Origin of the sequence: Bradyrhizobium sp. HKCCYLS3013 (assembly GCF_051167615.1) — a bacterium.
GTDB lineage: Bacteria > Pseudomonadota > Alphaproteobacteria > Rhizobiales > Xanthobacteraceae > Bradyrhizobium.
Genome location: NZ_JBNPTK010000015.1, coordinates 1 through 17,557, shown reverse-complemented (window position 1 = coordinate 17,557; position 17,557 = coordinate 1). Strand labels below are relative to the sequence as shown.

Below are 17,557 nucleotides of genomic sequence, written 5' to 3'. Positions count from 1 at the left end.
GGCCTCCCCTCGCCCGCAGGCGCTCAGCACTTCACCCGCTTCTGCTCGCGATCGACGGTCGCCTTCACGCCCGCCGAGGCGCGCGGATATTTGCGCGTCACTTCGCCGAACGCGGCGCAGGCCGCCTCCTTCTCCTTCAGCGCGGCCAGCGACTGGCCGAGCCGGAGCAGTGCATCCGCCGCCTTGCCCGACTTCTCGTATTTCGTCGTCACGGCGAGGAAGACCTCGGCCGCATCGCGATATTGCTGACGCTGGTAGAAGCTCTCGCCGAGCCAGTATTGCGCGTCGCCGACCATCGGATCATTCGGATATTTCTGGGTGAAGTTGCGCATCGTCTGCTCGGCCAGCGCGTAGTCGCGGCGCTGCATGTAGCCGATGCCGAGGTCGTATTCGTCGCGCGGCGTCTGCCGCGGCGGCGCGGTCTCCAGTCCGCCCGCCCCCGGCGCGGCGGCCGGCGGCGCGCCCTGGGGATAGCGCCCGCCCGCGGTGTTGGCGAGAGCCGCGGGATCGCCGACGGGACGGCCAGCGGGCTGGCCGCCACCCGGCTGGATCGGCAACTGGCCGCCGCCGAGCGCCTGCGGGGCGCCTGGAGCGGTCGGATTCTGGCTCGGGTCGAACGCATCGCCGCGGCGGCCCCGACCGGGGGCCGCGGGCTCCTGGACGATTTGCACCGGCGCACCGACGGCGGGCGGCTGCGCGTAGACCGGCTGCTGCTGCGGATAGGCCTGTTGCGGCTGGCCGTACGGCTGCTGGCCATAGGGCTGCTGGCCGTTGGCCGCCTGAGGGGGCTGGCCGTAAGCGGGATTGGCCGGCGCGGGAGCAGCCGCGTTGGTCTGCGCCGCGGGCGCACCGCCGGGTGCAGCGCTCTGCAGCTGCCGCAGCCGCTCCTCGAGCTGGCGATTGCGATATTGCAGCTCCTCGTTCTGACCGGTCAGTTGCCGGAGCTGATTTTCGAGCCGCTGAATCCGGATCTCGGGATCATCGTCATCGGTCTGGGCGAGCGCCCGCGACGAAACTGCCTGGCACGAGAAAATGACGAGCGCGGCGAGGATCGCGGCGGCGCTCCGTGGAAGAAACATGAATGACATGCTGCCCTGACGACCGGATCGGCGAGACATTGAAAACAGGCCTGTGAGCGAGGCTGTAAAGCAGAAATGCGATAGATACAAATGACGTTCAAGCGAAGACAAGACCAAGTCCGGACGAGACCCGCCGACCAGAAACGACGAAGCCGGCGTCGATGGGCGACGCCGGCTTCATCAGCAACGGATTCGTTCAGCTTTATGAACTGGCGTTCAGGACCGTCACCGCACGGCGGTTCTGCGACCAGCACGAGATGTCGTTACAGACCGCCACCGGCCGCTCCTTGCCGTAGGAGATGGTGCGCATGCGGCCCTGGTCGATGCCGCGCGACGCCAGGAAGTTGCGGACCGACTGCGCGCGCCGCGCGCCCAGCGCGATGTTGTACTCGCGGGTGCCGCGCTCGTCGGCATGGCCCTCGATCGTGAAGGAGTAGCGCGGATAGCTCTGCAGCCACTGAGCCTGCTTCTCCAGGGTCGCGATCGCCTGCGGCGTGAGATCGGTCTGATCGCTCTCGAAGAAGACGCGATCGCCGACATTCACGACGAAGTCCTGCTGGCTGCCTGGAGTCGCAGCGCTGGCCATCGCCCCGTCGGCCCCGGTGAGATTCTTGTTGGCGCAGGCGCCCATCGACAGCGCCACGGCCAGCACGGCGGCCAACTTCAATCCCTGGAGGATACGCATCTGATATTTCATTCCCGGAGCCTCCACGCTCACGTTCTTAGACTGCCATCCGGTCTACAGGGCGATGGTTAAGCGAACGTTCCGTCAACCTTGATGGGGTCTTGCCGAACCCCGTCAAATGCTAACGAAACCCGAAAAGCGACCGCGATGGTTAATGGGTTGTAAATGTGGCGCCAGGGTGAAGGCAAGCCGCTCAGCGCCTGCAGCAAGGCGCTTTTTCGCTGATTTTTGCATCAGCGCCACGGTGTGAACCGGCCGGACGGCCGAACCGGCCCCGATATCGGCCGATGATCAGCCGGCCTTCGCGACCGCCTGAATCCTGAACGAATCAGTGAAGGCGTCCGGCGCGGGACGATCGAACAGCATCCGCCGTTCGAACGCGCTGGATCGCATGAACGGAAAGCGCTGGAACACGCGATCGCGGATCGACGGATAATGCGCCGCCACCAGGCCGACCGGCTTGGTGAGGCCGGAGTAGAGCCGCGGCTCACCCCATGGTTCCTGCAGGAACACTTTCTTGTAGAAGGCGCGATGTTCCGGGCGCACGTTGGCGAGACCGATATCCGCGTTGAAATGGGCGCAGGCGACGTAGCCGAGCCGGACGGTCACATAGGGAAGCGCCGGAAACAGCCGCGCCTTCTCATGGTCGGCGACGAACCGTGTCGGGTCGATGATGACCTTGCCGCGATCGAGCTCGGGATGCAGCAGGTCGGCGAACATGTCCGAGGACAGCGATCGGCGCCATTGCGAGTTCAGCACGCTGATGCGGATCGAGCTGTAGAGCTCGCCATTGACGTAGACGCCGAAGATGAAGCTGTTGGGAAGATCATCATATTCGTCGCTGACGCGTTCGCTGGGCGACGGCAGGATGGCGCCTTCACGCAGATAGGCGCGGTAGCGCAGCCGATAGATCTCGTCCTTGTCCTCAGCAGTCAGCGCCAGTCGATAATCCACGTTCTCCAGCACATCCGACTTCTGTTCAGCAACGGCACTCACTCTAGCCGCCGACTTCATCCGCAACCCCTTTTCACACAACTCCTACGAGCAGTATGAGCTTAACAGCGGGTTAATGCCGACGCAAAGCTTTCGGCGGTACAAAGTTAACGGCACGTAGAATCCCGGAGACTTAACCGTGACTTACGGGATTGGATGCAGTGCTGGACGGATTGCTTCGGATCACTTGCGTGTCAAATCGAAACGGATTCGCTTGGCATACACGTGCAATGTTTCCGAATGATGCGACGTGGGGTTGTCACATCGCCATTCACATACGAGCCATGCTCGGACCGGCGGGATGCAGCGCACAGGGCTCGCCTCCACTGGTCGATCTTCGCGGCACCTCCGCATCAAGGCGGAGGTCGAGCGATCAAGCGATCGAACGTGTCCCGCCGGCGGCCGCGATCGCCCCGTCGCTCGAACGGCGCCCATGCGATGCATTCAGGAGCTGCCGGATGCGGATTGCGGGGACGGGCCGGCTGAACAGATAGCCCTGCGCTTCGGTGACCGTGCCGTCGGCGCTGACCAGTTCGAGCTGCTCGTTGGTCTCGATGCCCTCCACCACCACCGACATGCCGAGATCGGCGGACAATCTTGCGACACCGCGCAACAGAGTCAGCGGCCGATCGCTGTCGATGCCTTCGAGGAAAGAGCGATCGATCTTGACCTTCTCCAACGGGAAGTTGTGCAGATAGCTGAGGCTGGAATAGCCGGTGCCGAAATCGTCGAGCGAAATGCGGACCCCGAGCATGTGCAGCTGCGACAGCACATCGTGGGTGAGCTGGGTGTTGCGCAACAGCGAGGATTCGGTGATCTCGATCTCGAGCCGATGCGGCGGCAGCCCGGACACTTCCAGCGCGTAGCGGACCTCACTGAGCACATCGCGCTGATGGAACTGCTGCGGCGAGAAGTTGACGGCGACGCTGACCGCATCCGGCCATTTCATGCATTCCAGGCAGGCCTTGCGCAGGATCCAGCGGCCGAGATCGACGATCAGGCCCATGTCCTCGGCGACGGGAATGATGTCGACCGGCGAGACCGTGCCGCGCACCGGGTGGTTCCAGCGCAGCAGCGCCTCGCAGGTGGAGATCTTGCCGGACTTCAGGTTGACCAGCGGCTGGTAGAACAGCTCGAACTCCTCGTTCGCCAGCGCCTTGCGCAGGTCGAGCTCGAGGATGCGGCGTGCTTCCACCGTCTGGGCGAGCTCGTCGCGGAAGAAGCAGAAGGTGCCACGTCCCTCCGCCTTGGCGCGGTACAGCGCCATGTCGGCATTCTTCAGCAGGGTGTCGGCGCTGATCCCCGGCGCGGTCATCGCGATGCCGACGCTGGCGCCGATCTCGACCAGGTGATTGTCGATCTTGTAGCGCTCGCTGAGCTGGTCGACGATCCGGCGCGCCAGCATCGCGGCGTCGTCGTTGGAGCGGATGTTGCGCTGGAACACCACGAACTCGTCGCCGCCGAAGCGCGCAACGAAATCTTCCGGACGCAGCATGTCGCGCAGCCGCTCGGAGACCGCGCAGAGCAGTTGATCGCCGCAGGGGTGGCCGAGCGTGTCGTTGACCTGCTTGAAGCGGTCGAGATCGACGAACAGCAGCGCGGACAGTTCGCCGTGCCGCTGCGGAATCCTGAGCAGCCGTTCGATCTCGTCGCGGAAGCTGACGCGGTTCGGCAAGGTCGTGAGCTCGTCGTAGCGCGCCAGATGCGAGATGCGCGCCTCGGCATGCCGCCGCTCGGTGATGTCCTCGAGCAGGACCACGGCGCCGCCGTCGGCCATCGGCTGGAAGGTCCAGGACAGCGACCGGTCGCGCGCGACGTCGGGATCGCTCGTGATGACATTATGGGTCTTGGTGTGCTCGATCTCGGCCAGGATCAGCCGGCCGCTCGAAGCGGAGATCGAGCCTGCGATCACGCAGGCGTTGATGATGTCGGCCGCCTTGCCGCCACGCTGCAGGATGTCATCCGGCAGGTTCATCATCTGGCCGAAGCGATGGTTCATCACGGCCAGACGCCCGTCGGAGCGGAACATGCACAGGCCGTGCGGCATGTTGTTCAGGGCCGTATCGAACTGCTTGGCCAGTGCAGCCTCGCTTTCGCGCGCCACAAAGGCCTGGACGAAGATCCGTTGCAGGTTGGTCGAGATGTGCTTCAGCGATACGAAGAACAGGACGCAGAACGCCGCCATGCCCAGGTAATAAGGGCTGCCGTGGATCGCGAGAGCCACTGCGAGCGGTCCGCAGGCGAGCAGGATCTGGACGTGGAAGATCCAGGGCCGCCCGTAGGTCCGGCCTGCGCCCGCCGACATGTAGCAGAGCGTCACCGTGATCGCGATCAGGTGCACCACCGGGTCGCTGTTGTCGACCAGGGCGACCACGCACCAAATGCCGAGCACCAGCGCATAGATCATGGCGCCGATCTGATAGCGAACCTCCCAGCGCTCGACCGCCGTCTGCGTGAGGCGGCCGGCGTCGCACAGGCTCCGATAGTAGCGCATGTCGAGCGAGCGGAACGCTCCTGCGATGATCAGCATCGCGGCACACGGCCACAGATTGACGTCGCCGCTCTTGATCGCGGTCATGACGGCGGCGACGGCGGCGCAGAGTGCGCCGGCGAACATCGGGCCGGGATCCTGGAAGAGGGAGTCGACGAGAGCCGCCTGGATCGCAGGCGACAACTTTCGATCGTCTTCTCCGTTCTGAGTGGCAAGCTGCATTCGTGCGCACGCGTCCTGTTCGGTGCGCAACATTACCGTTCGCAGGTGAAGTCTTTCTGAGGGAACATCGTTAGCAGAGCGTTTCCGCACTCGCGAAGTGCTCGGATTCGCTCGAAAATTCAGCCAACTAGGCAAACACTACCCGGTTGCTGCAACGAATGGTTCCATATTTTACGGGAACACGCATCGCGCGACTCGAAAAATCGCGTCCACCAAGACGTGAGCGGGCCCAGAGGCTCGCTCGCCGTCACGACAGCAGCGGCGACCAGGCCGGATCCGAGGCGAAGCCCGGCGTCGGCACCTTCTGCTCGAAGCGGCCGGAGACGTCGATCGAATACAGCGACGGGCCGGCGGTGCCGCCGGGGTCACGGAAGAACATCAGCACGCGGCCGTTGGGCGAGAAGGTCGGCCCTTCGTTGTGGAAGCCGGCGGTGAGGATGCGCTCGCCCGAGCCATCCGTCTTCATGATGCCGATCGCGAACTGGCCGCCACCCTGCTTGGTGAACGCGATGTAGTCGCCGCGCGGCGACCACACCGGCGTCGAGTAGCTGCCCTCGCCGAACGAGATGCGCTGCGCGGCGCCGCCACTGGAGGCCATCACATAGATCTGCGGCTTGCCGCCGCGATCGCTCTCGAAGCAGATCTGGCTGCCGTCCGGCGAGTAGCACGGCGAGGTGTCGATCGCCGGCGTGTCGGTGAGACGCGTCGTCGTGCGCGAGCGCAGGTCCATCACGAACAGGTTGGAGTTGCCGCCCTGCTGCAGGCTGAGGATGATGCGCTGGCCGTCCGGCGAGAACCGCGGCGAGAACGACATGCCCGGGAAGTTGCCGACGATCTCGCGCTGGCCGGTCTCGATGTTGAACAGATAGACCCGCGGGTCGCCCTGCCCGAACTCCATGTAGGTGATTTCCTGGCTCGACGGCGAGAATCGCGGCGTCAGCACGAGGTCGGCGCCGCGGGTCAGATAGCGGACGTTGGCGCCGTCCTGATCCATCAGCGCCAGCCGCTTGACGCGCCGCTCCGACGGCCCGCTCTCGTCGACGAACACCACGCGGCTGTCGAAATAGCCCTTCTCGCCGGTCATCTGCGTGTAGATCTGATCGGAGATGATATGGGCGATGCGCCGCCAATACTCCGGCGCCGTCACATATTGCTGCCCGGTGAGCTGCTGGCCTGAGTTCGGGTCCCACAGCCGAAACTCGGCCTTCAGGCGCCCGTCCGGCTGCCGCGTCGCGCGGCCGGTCACGAGCCCGGTGAGGTTGAGCGGCTTCCAGCTGGCGAACTGCGGCGGCGCCTCGAAATTGCTGATGCGCTCGGGAAACGCAGCCGGGTCGACCGGCGCGAACAAGCCGCTGCGCTTCAGATTGTTCGTGATCACCTGCGCGATGCCGTTGCCGACATCGGCATCGCCCGCACCGCCGGGAACGAACGGCGGAATCGCGATCGGGATCGGCTTGAACTCGCCGGGATTGATCTGCAGACGCTGCTGAGCGAAGGCGGGTCCCGCGCCCCACGCCGCCATCGCGGCTCCTCCGGCCAGCAGAACCTGGCGCCGCGTGGTGAATCCAGTCTTGCGCGTTGGAGGTGTCGTCAAGTTCGGCCTCGCATCGAATTCATCATTTTGAGATTGAATGTCGTCGGGATCAACTTCCACTCATTGTACCGGCTCTTCGGCAGAAACGCGTAGGGCGCGCAGTTCTCGACCGCACGCTTCGCGCTATCCGCCATCGCCGCGCTCACCCGCGGCGGCCCTCGCGTTCCCGCGACCGAGGGGACGGCGGCCAGCGAGCCGTCGGGACGGAGTTGGATGTCGATATCGACTTCGATCTTGTCTTCATCGACGCCGTTATAAGGCGTCGTGAAGCAGCGCGTGACCGCCTCCTGGAAGGCGGCCTGCCAGCTCGCGACATTGCTCTCCGCCGTGCCATGAACAGCGCCGAGCGCGGCGTTGGCATTCAGCTCCGAACCCGTCACGGCCTGGCGCGTCGGGTCCTTCTGATTGATCAGGCTCGCCATCTTCTCGGCGTCGAACTTGCGCTCGCTCTTGTGCTTGGGCGGCTCCGGCGGCGCGGCGGCGGCCTGCTGCGGCTTCGGCGGATGCTTCGCCTTGTCCTTGTTGAGCATGCTGGCGATCTGGTCCGGATTGAACGGATCCGGCTTCTTCTCTTCCGGCTTCGGCTTCTCGGCCGGCGCGGGCTTCGGCGGCTCCGGCTTCTTCTCGGCGACGGGCTTCGGCGTGTCCGGCTGCTTCTCGACCGGCTTCGGCGGCTCGGGCTTCTTCTCGACCGGCTTCTCCGGCTTCGGCAGCTGCTCGGGCGCAGCATCGGTCTCGGTGACCTGCTTGGTATCGACCTTGCCGACGATGTCCTCGGTCGGCTTCTTCTCGCCGATCTTGTCGGCCAGCAGCTTCTGGGCTTCCTTCTTGCCGGTCAGGGCGCCGGCCTTGGCCTTCGAGCTGTTGTCCTCCGAGATCACGTCGACCGGCACCAGGTCCTCCGGCGGCGCCACCATCGAGCGCGCGGAGAAGCTGAACAGACCCCAGCACAGCACGAGCACGTGCAGGGCGACGGACAGCACCGTCCCCTTGCGCGTGCGCACGAACCGGATGAGGTCTTTCGACGTCATGAGCCCTGATCCGGCAGCACGACGATGCTGGCGCGATAGCCGGCGTCGCGCGCCAGTCCCAGCACCTTCATCATGTCGGAGTAGCAGGCGTCACGGTCGCCGCGGATCTTGACGACGTTGTCGGCGCCGCCGGCGCCCGCATCCTTCATCGCCTTGATCTTCGGCCCGAGCTCGTTGATCGCGATCGGCGAGTCGCCGAGATACACGTCGACCTTCGACGCGCAGCCGCCGCCGGTCTTCTTCACGGTCACCTCGAGCGGCGGCTTGGCGTCGGCCGTCGAGGCCGAGCCGCCTTGCGCCTGGGGCAGGTCGACCTGGATGTTGACGGTGAGCAGCGGCGCTGCGACCATGAAGATGATCAGCAGCACCAGCATGACGTCGACCATCGGCGTGACGTTGATCTCCGCCATCACGGCCGCCTTGCGCCGACCGCGGCGACCACTGCCGCCGGACGCGCTGCCCATGCTCATGCCCATGCTGTGGTACTCACGATCCGGATGCCACTATACCTGCCCTCATCCCCGCTCGTCGATCTGACGGGACAAGATGGCGGAAAATTCATCTGCGAAGCCTTCCAGCCGCTGCGCCTGCCGGTTCACCTCCGAAGAGAACTTGTTGTAGAAAATCGTCGCCGGGATGGCCGCGATCAGGCCGATGGCGGTGGCGAACAGCGCCTCCGCGATGCCCGGGGCGACCACCGCCAGCGAGGTGTTCTTGGAGGCCGCGATCGCCTGGAAGCTGGTCATGATGCCCCAGACCGTGCCGAACAGGCCGACGAACGGGCCGGCGGAGCCGACCGTGGCGAGCACCAGGAGACGGCGTTCCAGCCGCTCGACCTCGCGCGCGATCGAGACGTTCATCACCTTCTCGATGCGCATCTGCAGGCCGGCGAAGGAGCGCGCATGGCCCTCGAACGAGCGCTTCCACTCCCGCATCGCCGCCACGAAGCACGCCGCCATGGATTGCGTCGGCTTCGCCGACAGCACCCGGTACAGCTCCTCGATCGATTCCCCGGACCAGAAGGCTTGCTCGAACCGGTCCATCGAGCGGCGGGTGCGTGAAAACAGGAACATCTTGTCGATCGCGATCGCCCAGACCCAGATCGAGCAGGAGATCAGGCCGAGCATGATGATCCGGACCACCCAGCCGGCATTGCCGAACAGATCGATCAGGGACAGGCCGCCGCTATCGACAGACATCTGCAAGTATCCTCTCAACCAATCATCCCGGGACGCCCGGGACCATGCAGCCGCCGTTCCATGCCGGATGCCGTCGCGGCGGAAAGCGCCTGCGCGAGAAAACCCTGAACTGATCGCTTTAAGAGGCCCGCCGAAGCCATAAGCGGCCTGCTTCCTCTGCCAACGTGTCAAAACAAGGGCTCTTGGCGCGCGTAAGCGCCCCTTAACCAAACCCCGTCCGGGGTTAAGGCGGGGTTACCGCGGAGTATTGCGGAGGTCAAAGGTCCAGCCGGACCAGCCAGATAGAGCCTTTGTGATCAGCCGCTTGACCATTTTGGCCGGCGTCGGCAGCGGCCAGCCGCCGCAGCCGGACGGTAACGGGAAACGCAAAACGCCCGCCGGCGGGGAACCGCAGGCGGGCGTCTTGTGCCGTCAGGGCGGGGGCTGAAAGCCCTGCGGCGTCAGGGTGAGGGGCGATCAGCTCGAGGGCTGGTCGTTCGGCGGGGTCGCCGGACGCGGCTTGTGCTGGGCCATGAACGCGTCGAACTCTTCCTTGTCCTTGGCGTGGCGCAACCGGGTGAGGAAGTCGCGGAACTCCTGCTGCTCCTCCTCGAGCCGGCGCAGGGTCTCCATGCGGTATTCATCGAAGGCGCGGTTGCCGCTCGACGACGGCGCCGAGAACCCGAAGCCGAAGCCGCGGCGCTCCATCTTGTCGCGCATGCGGTCCATCTTCCACTGCATCCGCTCCATCTTGTTCGACCAGCGATCACCGCCGTTCCAGCACGCCATCTTTCTGCTCCCGAGTGTGAAAAAGAGAAGGGCAAGTCCGATCGGCCACCAGATGATGAAGCCGAGCACGGTCACGGCGATCCAGCCGGGATGCCAGGGCGACTCCATCATGTGGGGCCGGTACCTCTGCTCCTCCTCCGAACCGCGCCAACGATTGACATCTGCGGTGTAGGCCATCTCCCTCTCCATTCGCGGCGCCATGCCGTGTGAATGTAAATAACATTTACATAGCTAGACCAACCCGGGATTTTGTCAAGGCGACCGCCTGACGCGCCGCCCGAATTATTTCTCGCTCGTCTTTGAACCTTATTTCGGGCGGCCCCAGGGCCCGGCCGGCTTGTCGTCGTCCGGCAGCGGCGGCGGCTCGGCGGCGGAGGACCCGGCAGGCCGGCGATCGGTGGGGAAGCCGAGCCCACGCAGATAGATCAGCACCTCGGCTTCCAGCAGCTCCTCGGGCGACATCGGCAGCTTGCGCCGGGCGGCGTCGCCACGGGCGAACAGCGAGGCGATGCCGTGCGCCATCGACCAGATGTGCAGCGCCATCATCATCGCCGGTGGCCGCGGCACGCCAGGCGGCGCCAGCGCCGCCAGCCGCTCGGCCGCGGCGCGGATCACGCCGAACGCCCGCTCGCCGGCCGCCAGCAGGCCCGCCGTGGAGTCGGCCGGCACACCCGATTCGAACATCGCCGAATAGAACGCTGGCTCCGCGCGGGCGAAAGCGAGATAGGCCTTGCCGACGCGCTCGAACGCCGTAACGGTATCGGGGCGGCCATCGTCCCACGCCGCCGAGAGCTGGGATTCGAACTGCTCGAAGCCGCGCTGGGCGATGCTCGACAGCAACTCGTCGCGGTCACGGAAATGCCGGTACGGCGCGGCCGGGCTGACGCCGGCCATGCGGGCGGCGTCAGCGAAGGTGAAGCCGGCAGCCCCCTTCTGCGCGATCAGGTCGAGCGCCGCCTGCAGCAGCGCCTCCTTGAGGTTACCGTGATGATAGCCGCGCTCGGCGCGGCGCTGCTCCTTGCGCCAGCTCATGTGAAGGGCTTTTACATGAGCCGGACGAAAAGACGCCAGAGACTTTTCGAACGTGCCGACAGTCACCGACTACCGCCGACATTGACGGAGCGCTTCCGTCCCGGTCGGCGGCGTCGATGAACTTGCTCAGGCGCCTGCGGCTGTCCGCAGTCCTGCGGCCGGCCCCCGGCGTCCCGGCAGCGCGCAAGCCTGCCCAAATGTAGTTGACTAGGAAACCAAATCCATTTAGTTTCCTTGTCAACCACATGGCGATCACATGACCCCCGTCTCGGACCTGACTGACCATACCGGCTTCTGGATGCGGATGGTGTCGAACGCGGTGTCGCAGGAATTCGCGCGGAAGGTCGCGGCCGAGGGGGTCACGGTTGCGGAATGGTCGTTCATGCGGGCGCTCTACGACCAAGGCCCGATGCCCCCCTCCGTTCTGGCGCAGCGGATGGGCCTGACCCGGGGGGCCGTCAGCAAGCTTGCGGATCGGCTTCTGGGCAAAGGCCTGATCGCGCGAACGGAGAACCCGGAAGACAAGCGCGGGCACCGCCTCGCTTTGACGGCCGAGGGACGGTTCAAGGTGCCCGTGCTTGCCGCGCTGGCCGATGCGAACGACGCAGCCTATTTCGGCGTGCTCAGTAAAAGCGAGCACCACACGCTCAACCGCCTGCTGAAGGCGCTCGCCGAACGACGCGGCCTCAAGACGATCCCGTTGGACTGAACGCACTCGATTCATCGAAGGACGCCGATATGGACACGGACCGGATTTCCATTGCCAAGACATGCCTCGATGCTGCCCACGATGGCAGCCTGAGCTTTCCGGAAATCGTCGGCCGGCTGATGGCTGCCGGATTCGAGAGCTACACCGTCGACTATCGCTGCAACACCCAGACCTGCTATTTGCCCGACGGCGACCATGCGACGCTCGCGATGCAGCCGTCAGCCGGACGCGTCGCGCCCGCCTTCGATGCCCGGGAGATCGCGCATCTGGTGCGATGGGCGCAGGCAAATCCCGCCGACTACAACTACGTGGCCTTCTGCGAGAAGGCGAAAGCCGCCGGCTGCGCCGGCTACCTGGTGTCGTTTGCCGGCCGCCGCGTGGTCTATTTCGGCCGCACCGCCGAGACGTATGTCGAGCATTTTCCCGCTTGAGAACGTACGCGCGGCAAAGGCCGCGCGTCCTCGCCACTGGAAACTATCCGCCGCCCGGGATCGGCAGCACCGGCATGATCTCGACCCGCTCGCCCGGGAAGATCGCAAAATGCGGATGGTTCACGAACATCTTCGCCGCATCCTCATGCGACGCGGCGCGGACCACGGTGAACGCGCCCATTTCGTTGGCGATGTCGTTGACGCCGCCCTTGTCGACCCGCTTGGTCTTGCCGAGCGGCCCGCCCATCGCGAGGATCGCGTCCTTGTACTGGTCGACCCAGGCATGCCAGGCCGCCATGCCCTGCTGTCCCCTGGCATTGCGCTCCGTCTCGGACAGCGCCTCCCAGGCTTTCGAGGCCGGACTGGTCTTGCTGCCGAGAAAGACGGCGAGATAGGTGTTGCTGTTGTCGCTCATTGCACTTCCCTCTCCTGCTGTGAAACGGATCGATCAGACACGGCCGGCATGCGGCAGCTCGGCGAAGCCGGCCGCGGCCTGCTGCACCTCCTCGGAAAAGTCCGCCATCTCCTGGACCTGGCGAATCTCGATGATCTCGTTGTCCGCGGCCGGGCACTGCCTGGCCCAGGCGATCGCCTCGTCGCGCGACGCGACCTCGATCATCCAATAGCCGCCGAGCACCTCCTTGGCCTCCGCGAACGGGCCGTCCGTCACCACGGGCTTGCCGCCCGCGAACGAGACCCGCGCCCCCATCGACGGCGGATGCAGGCCCTCCAGCGTGATCAGCACGCCCGCCTCCTTCAGCGCCTCGTTGTAGCGCATCATCGCCGCGACCCGCTCGGGATCGAGCTGCACGTCGGGCGGCGCGCTCTCATAGCCGAGCGGGATCATCAGCATCATGAATCGCATTGCGCTTCTCCTCTCCTGATCAGGCTCGCGGCTCAGCCCTTGGCGACCTGCGCACGCAGCCGTTCGACCCGCTCGCGCAATTCGGATGTGAACGTCTCGCCGAAATCCTCCGGTGCATAGACCTGCCGGATCTCGATCTGGCCGCTCGGGAACGGCGCGCGCGTCATGTGCGCGATCACCTGGTCGAGCGAGCCGGCCTTGATCATCCAGAAGCCGGCGGCGAGATCGCCGGAGAGGTCGAATGGACCGCGCGCGACGCTCGGCGTCCCGTTCGAGAAGTCGATCCGCGCGCCCTTCGCGGTCGGATGCAGGCCCTCGCCCGCCTCCATCATGCCGGCCTTGACCAATTCCTCATTGAATCGGCCCATCGCCGCGAACTCCTCGGTGGTCGGCAGGATTCCGGCTTCCGTGTCCCGGGTCGCCTTCACGATCACCATGAACCGCATGGCTTCTCTCCTGGTGCTGTGCGGCAGGACTGCCCTGCCCGCATCAGTAAGACGATCCGGTCCCGGCGCCGCCGACACGCCCTCGCGATTATTTTGACCGGGTTCCCGGTTCAGCCCGCCTCTTGCGGGAACATGTGGAAATAAGGCTGGGCCTCTGCGAGCACCCGCGCCACGGATGGCCGCGCCTTGAGCCGGTCGAGATAGGCTGTGACCCCAGGCAGCCCGTCACCCAGCGGCTCGACTCTGTCGGCGTAGAACAGCGCCGGCAGGGCCGCGCAATCCGCCAGGGTGAACGGGTCGCCCATCGCCCAGCCACGCGGCGGCAGCTCGGCCTCGAGCATCGCGTAGGACGTGCGCAGCCGGCTTCGCGCGTCGGCGACGCCGAGCGGATCGCGGGCATCGGCCGGCCGCAGCCGGTCGAACACGACGGTCTGCGTCGGCATGTGCAGATAAAGGTCGAGAAAGCGATCGCGCAGACGTGTCCGCAAGGCGAGATCGGGATCATCGGGAATGAAGCGCGTCCCGCCCGCATAGTGCTGGTCGAGATATTCGATGATGATGCTCGATTCCGGAATCGTGCGCTGCTCGTCGCGCAGCACAGGAAATTTGCCGACCGGCCACAGCTTCAAGAACGCCGCGCGCTCATCCGCGTCACCGAGATTGATCAGCTTCGGCGTGAACGAAACGTCGTTCTCATACAGCGCGATCAGCACCTTCCAGCAGAACGACGACAGCGGATGATAGTAAAGGGTCAGGGACATCTTAAGCTCCTGATAGGTTGGGGTGAGAACAAGTTGTTTGGTCCCGAACGCGCGGCCGCAGGACGGCGCGCTCCCGCGCCCCGTTGTTCGAGGGGGCTGAGGTGAGGGGCTGGACGGGCGGGTGCGTGAGTTGAAAGACCTGCGCTCGCCCGGGACACGGAACGCGGCGCAAGATAGGGCTCACACGTCCCGAACGGGGGCGTAGCGCGCGATGACGACGCCGTTGGACAGCGCCCGGCTGTCGATCAGGCGGAGCTTCAAGGCCTGACCCGGCTTGAACAGCGGGCGTCCGGCACCGAGCACGCGCGGATTGATCGCGATTCGAAACTCATCGATCAGGTCGGACGCCACAAGCGTCGAGGCGAGGTCCGCGCTGCCGAACAGGAACAGGTCCTTGGCATTCTCCTGCTTGAGCTTGTCGACCTCAGCCGCGAGCTGCGGACCCAGCAGATGCGCGTTCGACCATGGCAGGCGAGACAGCGTGCGGGAGGCAACATATTTGGGGATGCTGTTCATGAAGTCGGCGGTCACGCCCTTCTCCGTCGGCCAATAGCCGGCCATCAGATCGTAGGTCACCCGGCCGAACAGCAATCCGCCCGCCTCCTGCAGCTGCGTCTCGGAGATCTGCTCTAGCTCCGGGCCCCACACATCCTCGTGCCAGGAGATGTCGCCGTTCGGGCCCGCAACCATGCCGTCCAGCGTCATCATGTTCCACATCACCAGTCTCGCCATCGACGCTCCTCCCTGACTGCTTTCATTTTGCAAGCAGTTGGAGAATGCCCAGACCGGTGCAATATTGCAAGCGGTTTATATGCGATCCCTCCCAATGAGACGTCGATGTCCGACCTTCAGCGTTCCGGCTGCCCGATCAACCTTTCGCTCGAAGTGGTGGGCGACAAATGGAGCCTCTTGATCATCCGTGACATGATGTTCGGAAATCGCCGGCATTATCGCGAGCTGCTCGGCGGCTCGGAGGAAGGCATCTCCTCGAACATTCTCGCCGACCGGCTGAAGACGCTGCTCGCCGCCGGCATCATCAGCCGCGAGGACGATCCGAGCCACAAGCAGAAGGGCATCTATTCCCTGACCGAGCAGGGCATCGAGCTGCTGCCGATCCTCGCGCAGATGGCGGGCTGGGGTTACAAATATCTGCCGGTTTCAGAGGAGCTCGGCATCCGCGCCAGGCTGCTGATGGAAGGCGGGCCGAAGATGTGGGCCGAGTTCATGGATGAGCTGCGCGAGATTCATCTCGGCACGAAACGGCGCAGGAAGGCCGGGCCAAGCGTCGGTCAGCGGCTAAGGGCGGCTTACGAGAAGGTGGTTGCCGACAAGAAGGCCGCTTCGGGCAAGTCGTGATCAGACGCTCGCTTGCCGGACACGCGCATGGGACGCGCGGATCGCACGCCCCTCGATCGTCCGGAACGATGCTCCCGTCAGAACCGCGTGTTGTCGGCCCTGTAACGCGACGACCTGCGCGGCGCGCGCTCGGGGGTCTGCTCGAGCTGCGCGATCGGACGGCGATAGGTCTCGGCGCGACGCAGCCAGCCCGCCTCCCACACGCGGTTCGAGGGTAGATTGCGCACCCGCTGCTGCAGCACGACCTGCACCGCGTCGGAATATTCGGCGAGCACGGCCTTGGACTCGGTCGTGGTTCCGTTCATCTTGAGCAGCACCTGCTTGAGACCCCAGCCCTGGCGCTGGCCCGTCTCCTTGTCCACGGCGGTCTCGGATGGGTTGGTGCCCTCGCCCTTGAAGTTGATGTAGTCGATCAGCGGATAGAGATCGTTCGAGGCACGGACGACTCGCGAATACTGCGCGACGATGTGCTCGCGTTCGGCGCTGTCGGGCGTGTTCGCGAGAATCTTGTCCATCGCGCCTTGCGCACGCGCCACCAGGAACTGCGTCTGCTCCGCAATCGTGTCGAGCAGGAACTGCCGCAATTGGCGCATTTGCGGCGAATTGAAATTGCGCTTGAAGTCGGCCCGGCTGGTCCAGGGGCATGCCGGAGTCGGCGTCTTGTCGAGCCATGCAGGCAACGGCGTCTTGCCCTTGCGCAGAAATGCGATCAGCCCCGGAAAGCCCTCCTCATACGGCGGCTTCGCGGTGGCCGGGTACCAGATGAAATGCCCGATTCCCAGCGAGGCGAATTCTTCACCCGCATTCCACGACGTGATCGCGTCGCGCCGTCCCCCGGCCTCGTTGAGCCAGATCTTGCGGCCGATCATCTGCGCGACGTCGGCCGGCAGCGCGCGCTGAGGCACCGACAGATTCTTCGTGGTCTTGGCGTCGCCCTTGCGCTCGGCCGCGACCGGCTTCGCAGGCTCGGTCGATGGCACGACCACCTTCGGAGCCGGCGTCTGCACGTCCGACGGCCGCCCCACCGTCTCGGGCTCCGCGGTCTGCGGCTGCTGCGGCGGCGCGACATCGTGCGCGGCCTGCTCGGTCTCTGCCGGTTTCGCAGCAACGCTGCCATCCGCTCCGGCGGCGCCGGACGCCGCGAGCCCGAGGACAATGCACGACAACAGCAATGCGCCGCACCCGCGCCTCAGACCATTCGACCCGTGCGACGAAGCGTGCAGCTCCGTGGTTCTGACGAGAGTGATTCGCCGGCTGATGAATAGATCGCCCATGTCGATTCTACCGAGACTCTAAAACTCTACGCTACCGGTTCAGATTCGTCCCGGACACGTCCGAGAGCGACCCGACGACGGGCAAATCAGCCGACGGCGGGACTGTCCAATTCCACGGGGGAATGCGCCTTGGCAGGCTGTGGCGCGGCCGCGACACCGCCCGTGCCACGGAGCTCTTTTCGTGAAGACTTTCAAGTCGATTACCCTTGTCCAGTCCTACCCGTAAAGATAGTTCTATTTCGCCTTTCCAGAATTCACGCTCTTTTAGCCACGTCCTGTTCCCGATCGAGAGGGACGTTTCGCGATCGTCACGAACGTGGGGAGCAGGATGCGGTGGACGCGTCGATGTTGCAGCGTGGAGCATGATTCGGAACCGGAGGCCGTTGACACGCATTGCGCCACAGCTTTCCGACAAGATCATGCTCATATGAGGACACGCAGACGAACAACGCGGCGCGTACGGCGAAATCGTGTGGTCCTGTCATCCCGATGCTGATGCCGTGTCCGATGCATGAACGCATTGTGGCGGAAACGGGGGCAAGACAGCCGGTCCCCGGGGAGCAACTGTCTTTTTTGTAGACCGGTGATCGGCCGGCCTCAAGGCTGGCGCGAAGGCGCGCC

The 17,557-nt window shown here is 65.1% G+C and carries 19 protein-coding genes; 3 read left to right on the top strand and 16 right to left on the bottom strand.

The annotated features are described in order from the left end of the window. Positions 1 to 23: 23 nt before the first annotated feature. From ybgF to ACQR1F_RS24165, 10 genes are all read right to left on the bottom strand, one after another. On the bottom strand, positions 24 to 1,079 hold the full coding sequence (gene ybgF / locus ACQR1F_RS24210) for a tol-pal system protein YbgF (RefSeq protein ID WP_316217941.1): 1,056 nt from the start codon (positions 1,077 to 1,079) through the stop codon (positions 24 to 26). Between the two features lie 202 nt (positions 1,080 to 1,281). Continuing rightward, complete coding sequence (gene pal / locus ACQR1F_RS24205; protein ID WP_172133860.1) at positions 1,282 to 1,776, bottom strand: peptidoglycan-associated lipoprotein Pal; 495 nt, start codon at positions 1,774 to 1,776, stop codon at positions 1,282 to 1,284. A gap of 279 nt (positions 1,777 to 2,055) precedes the next feature. Next, a complete protein-coding gene (locus tag ACQR1F_RS24200; RefSeq protein ID WP_315802589.1) occupies positions 2,056 to 2,778 on the bottom strand; it encodes an N-acyl amino acid synthase FeeM domain-containing protein in 723 nt (240 codons plus the stop codon). A gap of 352 nt (positions 2,779 to 3,130) precedes the next feature. Next, on the bottom strand, positions 3,131 to 5,470 hold the full coding sequence (locus ACQR1F_RS24195; RefSeq protein WP_315802588.1) for a putative bifunctional diguanylate cyclase/phosphodiesterase: 2,340 nt from the start codon (positions 5,468 to 5,470) through the stop codon (positions 3,131 to 3,133). Between the two features lie 247 nt (positions 5,471 to 5,717). After that, positions 5,718 to 6,992, bottom strand: a complete 1,275-nt coding sequence (gene tolB / locus ACQR1F_RS24190) for a Tol-Pal system beta propeller repeat protein TolB (protein ID WP_315802857.1) — start codon at positions 6,990 to 6,992, stop codon at positions 5,718 to 5,720. 68 nt (positions 6,993 to 7,060) lie between these two features. Continuing rightward, entirely contained in the window at positions 7,061 to 8,095 is a 1,035-nt protein-coding gene (locus tag ACQR1F_RS24185) for a cell envelope integrity protein TolA (protein WP_434913999.1), read from the bottom strand. Then, complete coding sequence (locus ACQR1F_RS24180; protein WP_315802586.1) at positions 8,092 to 8,571, bottom strand: biopolymer transporter ExbD; 480 nt, start codon at positions 8,569 to 8,571, stop codon at positions 8,092 to 8,094. The genes ACQR1F_RS24185 and ACQR1F_RS24180 overlap by 4 nt, the downstream gene beginning before the upstream one ends. A 39-nt stretch (positions 8,572 to 8,610) precedes the next feature. Next, complete coding sequence (gene tolQ / locus ACQR1F_RS24175) at positions 8,611 to 9,294, bottom strand: protein TolQ (protein WP_315717584.1); 684 nt, start codon at positions 9,292 to 9,294, stop codon at positions 8,611 to 8,613. A gap of 456 nt (positions 9,295 to 9,750) precedes the next feature. Then, positions 9,751 to 10,239 (bottom strand): DUF2852 domain-containing protein, encoded by a 489-nt coding sequence (locus tag ACQR1F_RS24170; RefSeq protein ID WP_315802585.1) that lies wholly within the window; start codon positions 10,237 to 10,239, stop codon positions 9,751 to 9,753. A gap of 129 nt (positions 10,240 to 10,368) precedes the next feature. Further along, positions 10,369 to 11,094, bottom strand: a complete 726-nt coding sequence (locus ACQR1F_RS24165; protein WP_315802584.1) for a TetR/AcrR family transcriptional regulator — start codon at positions 11,092 to 11,094, stop codon at positions 10,369 to 10,371. Positions 11,095 to 11,350: 256 nt separating this feature from the next. Here ACQR1F_RS24165 and ACQR1F_RS24160 point away from each other — a divergent pair, with 256 nt between their 5' ends. Together ACQR1F_RS24160 and ACQR1F_RS24155 are read left to right on the top strand one after the other, a co-directional pair. Then, complete coding sequence (locus ACQR1F_RS24160) at positions 11,351 to 11,803, top strand: MarR family winged helix-turn-helix transcriptional regulator (protein WP_315802583.1); 453 nt, start codon at positions 11,351 to 11,353, stop codon at positions 11,801 to 11,803. A 29-nt stretch (positions 11,804 to 11,832) separates the two neighbouring features. Further along, positions 11,833 to 12,234, top strand: a complete 402-nt coding sequence (locus ACQR1F_RS24155) for a DUF1398 domain-containing protein (RefSeq protein WP_434913998.1) — start codon at positions 11,833 to 11,835, stop codon at positions 12,232 to 12,234. A gap of 43 nt (positions 12,235 to 12,277) precedes the next feature. Here ACQR1F_RS24155 and ACQR1F_RS24150 read toward each other — a convergent pair whose 3' ends face one another. From ACQR1F_RS24150 to ACQR1F_RS24130, 5 genes are all read right to left on the bottom strand, one after another. Next, complete coding sequence (locus tag ACQR1F_RS24150) at positions 12,278 to 12,649, bottom strand: hypothetical protein (protein WP_315802581.1); 372 nt, start codon at positions 12,647 to 12,649, stop codon at positions 12,278 to 12,280. A 33-nt stretch (positions 12,650 to 12,682) separates the two neighbouring features. Beyond that, positions 12,683 to 13,099, bottom strand: coding sequence for a YciI family protein (locus ACQR1F_RS24145; protein WP_316236995.1), 417 nt, complete (start codon positions 13,097 to 13,099; stop codon positions 12,683 to 12,685). Positions 13,100 to 13,131: 32 nt separating this feature from the next. Next, complete coding sequence (locus ACQR1F_RS24140; RefSeq protein ID WP_315802579.1) at positions 13,132 to 13,545, bottom strand: YciI family protein; 414 nt, start codon at positions 13,543 to 13,545, stop codon at positions 13,132 to 13,134. A 110-nt stretch (positions 13,546 to 13,655) separates the two neighbouring features. After that, positions 13,656 to 14,306, bottom strand: coding sequence for a glutathione S-transferase family protein (locus ACQR1F_RS24135; RefSeq protein WP_315802578.1), 651 nt, complete (start codon positions 14,304 to 14,306; stop codon positions 13,656 to 13,658). A 180-nt stretch (positions 14,307 to 14,486) separates the two neighbouring features. After that, positions 14,487 to 15,038 (bottom strand): dihydrofolate reductase family protein, encoded by a 552-nt coding sequence (locus ACQR1F_RS24130; protein WP_315802577.1) that lies wholly within the window; start codon positions 15,036 to 15,038, stop codon positions 14,487 to 14,489. 105 nt (positions 15,039 to 15,143) lie between these two features. Here ACQR1F_RS24130 and ACQR1F_RS24125 point away from each other — a divergent pair, with 105 nt between their 5' ends. Next, positions 15,144 to 15,662 (top strand): winged helix-turn-helix transcriptional regulator, encoded by a 519-nt coding sequence (locus ACQR1F_RS24125; protein ID WP_315802576.1) that lies wholly within the window; start codon positions 15,144 to 15,146, stop codon positions 15,660 to 15,662. 77 nt (positions 15,663 to 15,739) lie between these two features. Here ACQR1F_RS24125 and ACQR1F_RS24120 read toward each other — a convergent pair whose 3' ends face one another. Then, a complete protein-coding gene (locus ACQR1F_RS24120; protein WP_315802575.1) occupies positions 15,740 to 16,936 on the bottom strand; it encodes a hypothetical protein in 1,197 nt (398 codons plus the stop codon). Between the last annotated feature and the right edge of the window lie 621 nt (positions 16,937 to 17,557).

What these genes read in the sequence shown, in the direction of transcription:
- ybgF (WP_316217941.1), bottom strand. Translation starts at nt 1,079, where the DNA reads ATGTTTCTTCCACGGAGCGCCGCCGCGATCCTCGCCGCGCTCGTCATT.
- pal (WP_172133860.1), bottom strand. Translation starts at nt 1,776, where the DNA reads ATGAAATATCAGATGCGTATCCTCCAGGGATTGAAGTTGGCCGCCGTG.
- ACQR1F_RS24200 (WP_315802589.1), bottom strand. Translation starts at nt 2,778, where the DNA reads ATGAAGTCGGCGGCTAGAGTGAGTGCCGTTGCTGAACAGAAGTCGGAT.
- ACQR1F_RS24195 (WP_315802588.1), bottom strand. Translation starts at nt 5,470, where the DNA reads ATGCAGCTTGCCACTCAGAACGGAGAAGACGATCGAAAGTTGTCGCCT.
- tolB (WP_315802857.1), bottom strand. Translation starts at nt 6,992, where the DNA reads ATGGCGGCGTGGGGCGCGGGACCCGCCTTCGCTCAGCAGCGTCTGCAG.
- ACQR1F_RS24185 (WP_434913999.1), bottom strand. Translation starts at nt 8,095, where the DNA reads ATGACGTCGAAAGACCTCATCCGGTTCGTGCGCACGCGCAAGGGGACG.
- ACQR1F_RS24180 (WP_315802586.1), bottom strand. Translation starts at nt 8,571, where the DNA reads ATGGGCATGAGCATGGGCAGCGCGTCCGGCGGCAGTGGTCGCCGCGGT.
- tolQ (WP_315717584.1), bottom strand. Translation starts at nt 9,294, where the DNA reads ATGTCTGTCGATAGCGGCGGCCTGTCCCTGATCGATCTGTTCGGCAAT.
- ACQR1F_RS24170 (WP_315802585.1), bottom strand. Translation starts at nt 10,239, where the DNA reads ATGGCCTACACCGCAGATGTCAATCGTTGGCGCGGTTCGGAGGAGGAG.
- ACQR1F_RS24165 (WP_315802584.1), bottom strand. Translation starts at nt 11,094, where the DNA reads ATGAGCTGGCGCAAGGAGCAGCGCCGCGCCGAGCGCGGCTATCATCAC.
- ACQR1F_RS24160 (WP_315802583.1), top strand. Translation starts at nt 11,351, where the DNA reads ATGACCCCCGTCTCGGACCTGACTGACCATACCGGCTTCTGGATGCGG.
- ACQR1F_RS24155 (WP_434913998.1), top strand. Translation starts at nt 11,833, where the DNA reads ATGGACACGGACCGGATTTCCATTGCCAAGACATGCCTCGATGCTGCC.
- ACQR1F_RS24150 (WP_315802581.1), bottom strand. Translation starts at nt 12,649, where the DNA reads ATGAGCGACAACAGCAACACCTATCTCGCCGTCTTTCTCGGCAGCAAG.
- ACQR1F_RS24145 (WP_316236995.1), bottom strand. Translation starts at nt 13,099, where the DNA reads ATGCGATTCATGATGCTGATGATCCCGCTCGGCTATGAGAGCGCGCCG.
- ACQR1F_RS24140 (WP_315802579.1), bottom strand. Translation starts at nt 13,545, where the DNA reads ATGCGGTTCATGGTGATCGTGAAGGCGACCCGGGACACGGAAGCCGGA.
- ACQR1F_RS24135 (WP_315802578.1), bottom strand. Translation starts at nt 14,306, where the DNA reads ATGTCCCTGACCCTTTACTATCATCCGCTGTCGTCGTTCTGCTGGAAG.
- ACQR1F_RS24130 (WP_315802577.1), bottom strand. Translation starts at nt 15,038, where the DNA reads ATGGCGAGACTGGTGATGTGGAACATGATGACGCTGGACGGCATGGTT.
- ACQR1F_RS24125 (WP_315802576.1), top strand. Translation starts at nt 15,144, where the DNA reads ATGTCCGACCTTCAGCGTTCCGGCTGCCCGATCAACCTTTCGCTCGAA.
- ACQR1F_RS24120 (WP_315802575.1), bottom strand. Translation starts at nt 16,936, where the DNA reads ATGGGCGATCTATTCATCAGCCGGCGAATCACTCTCGTCAGAACCACG.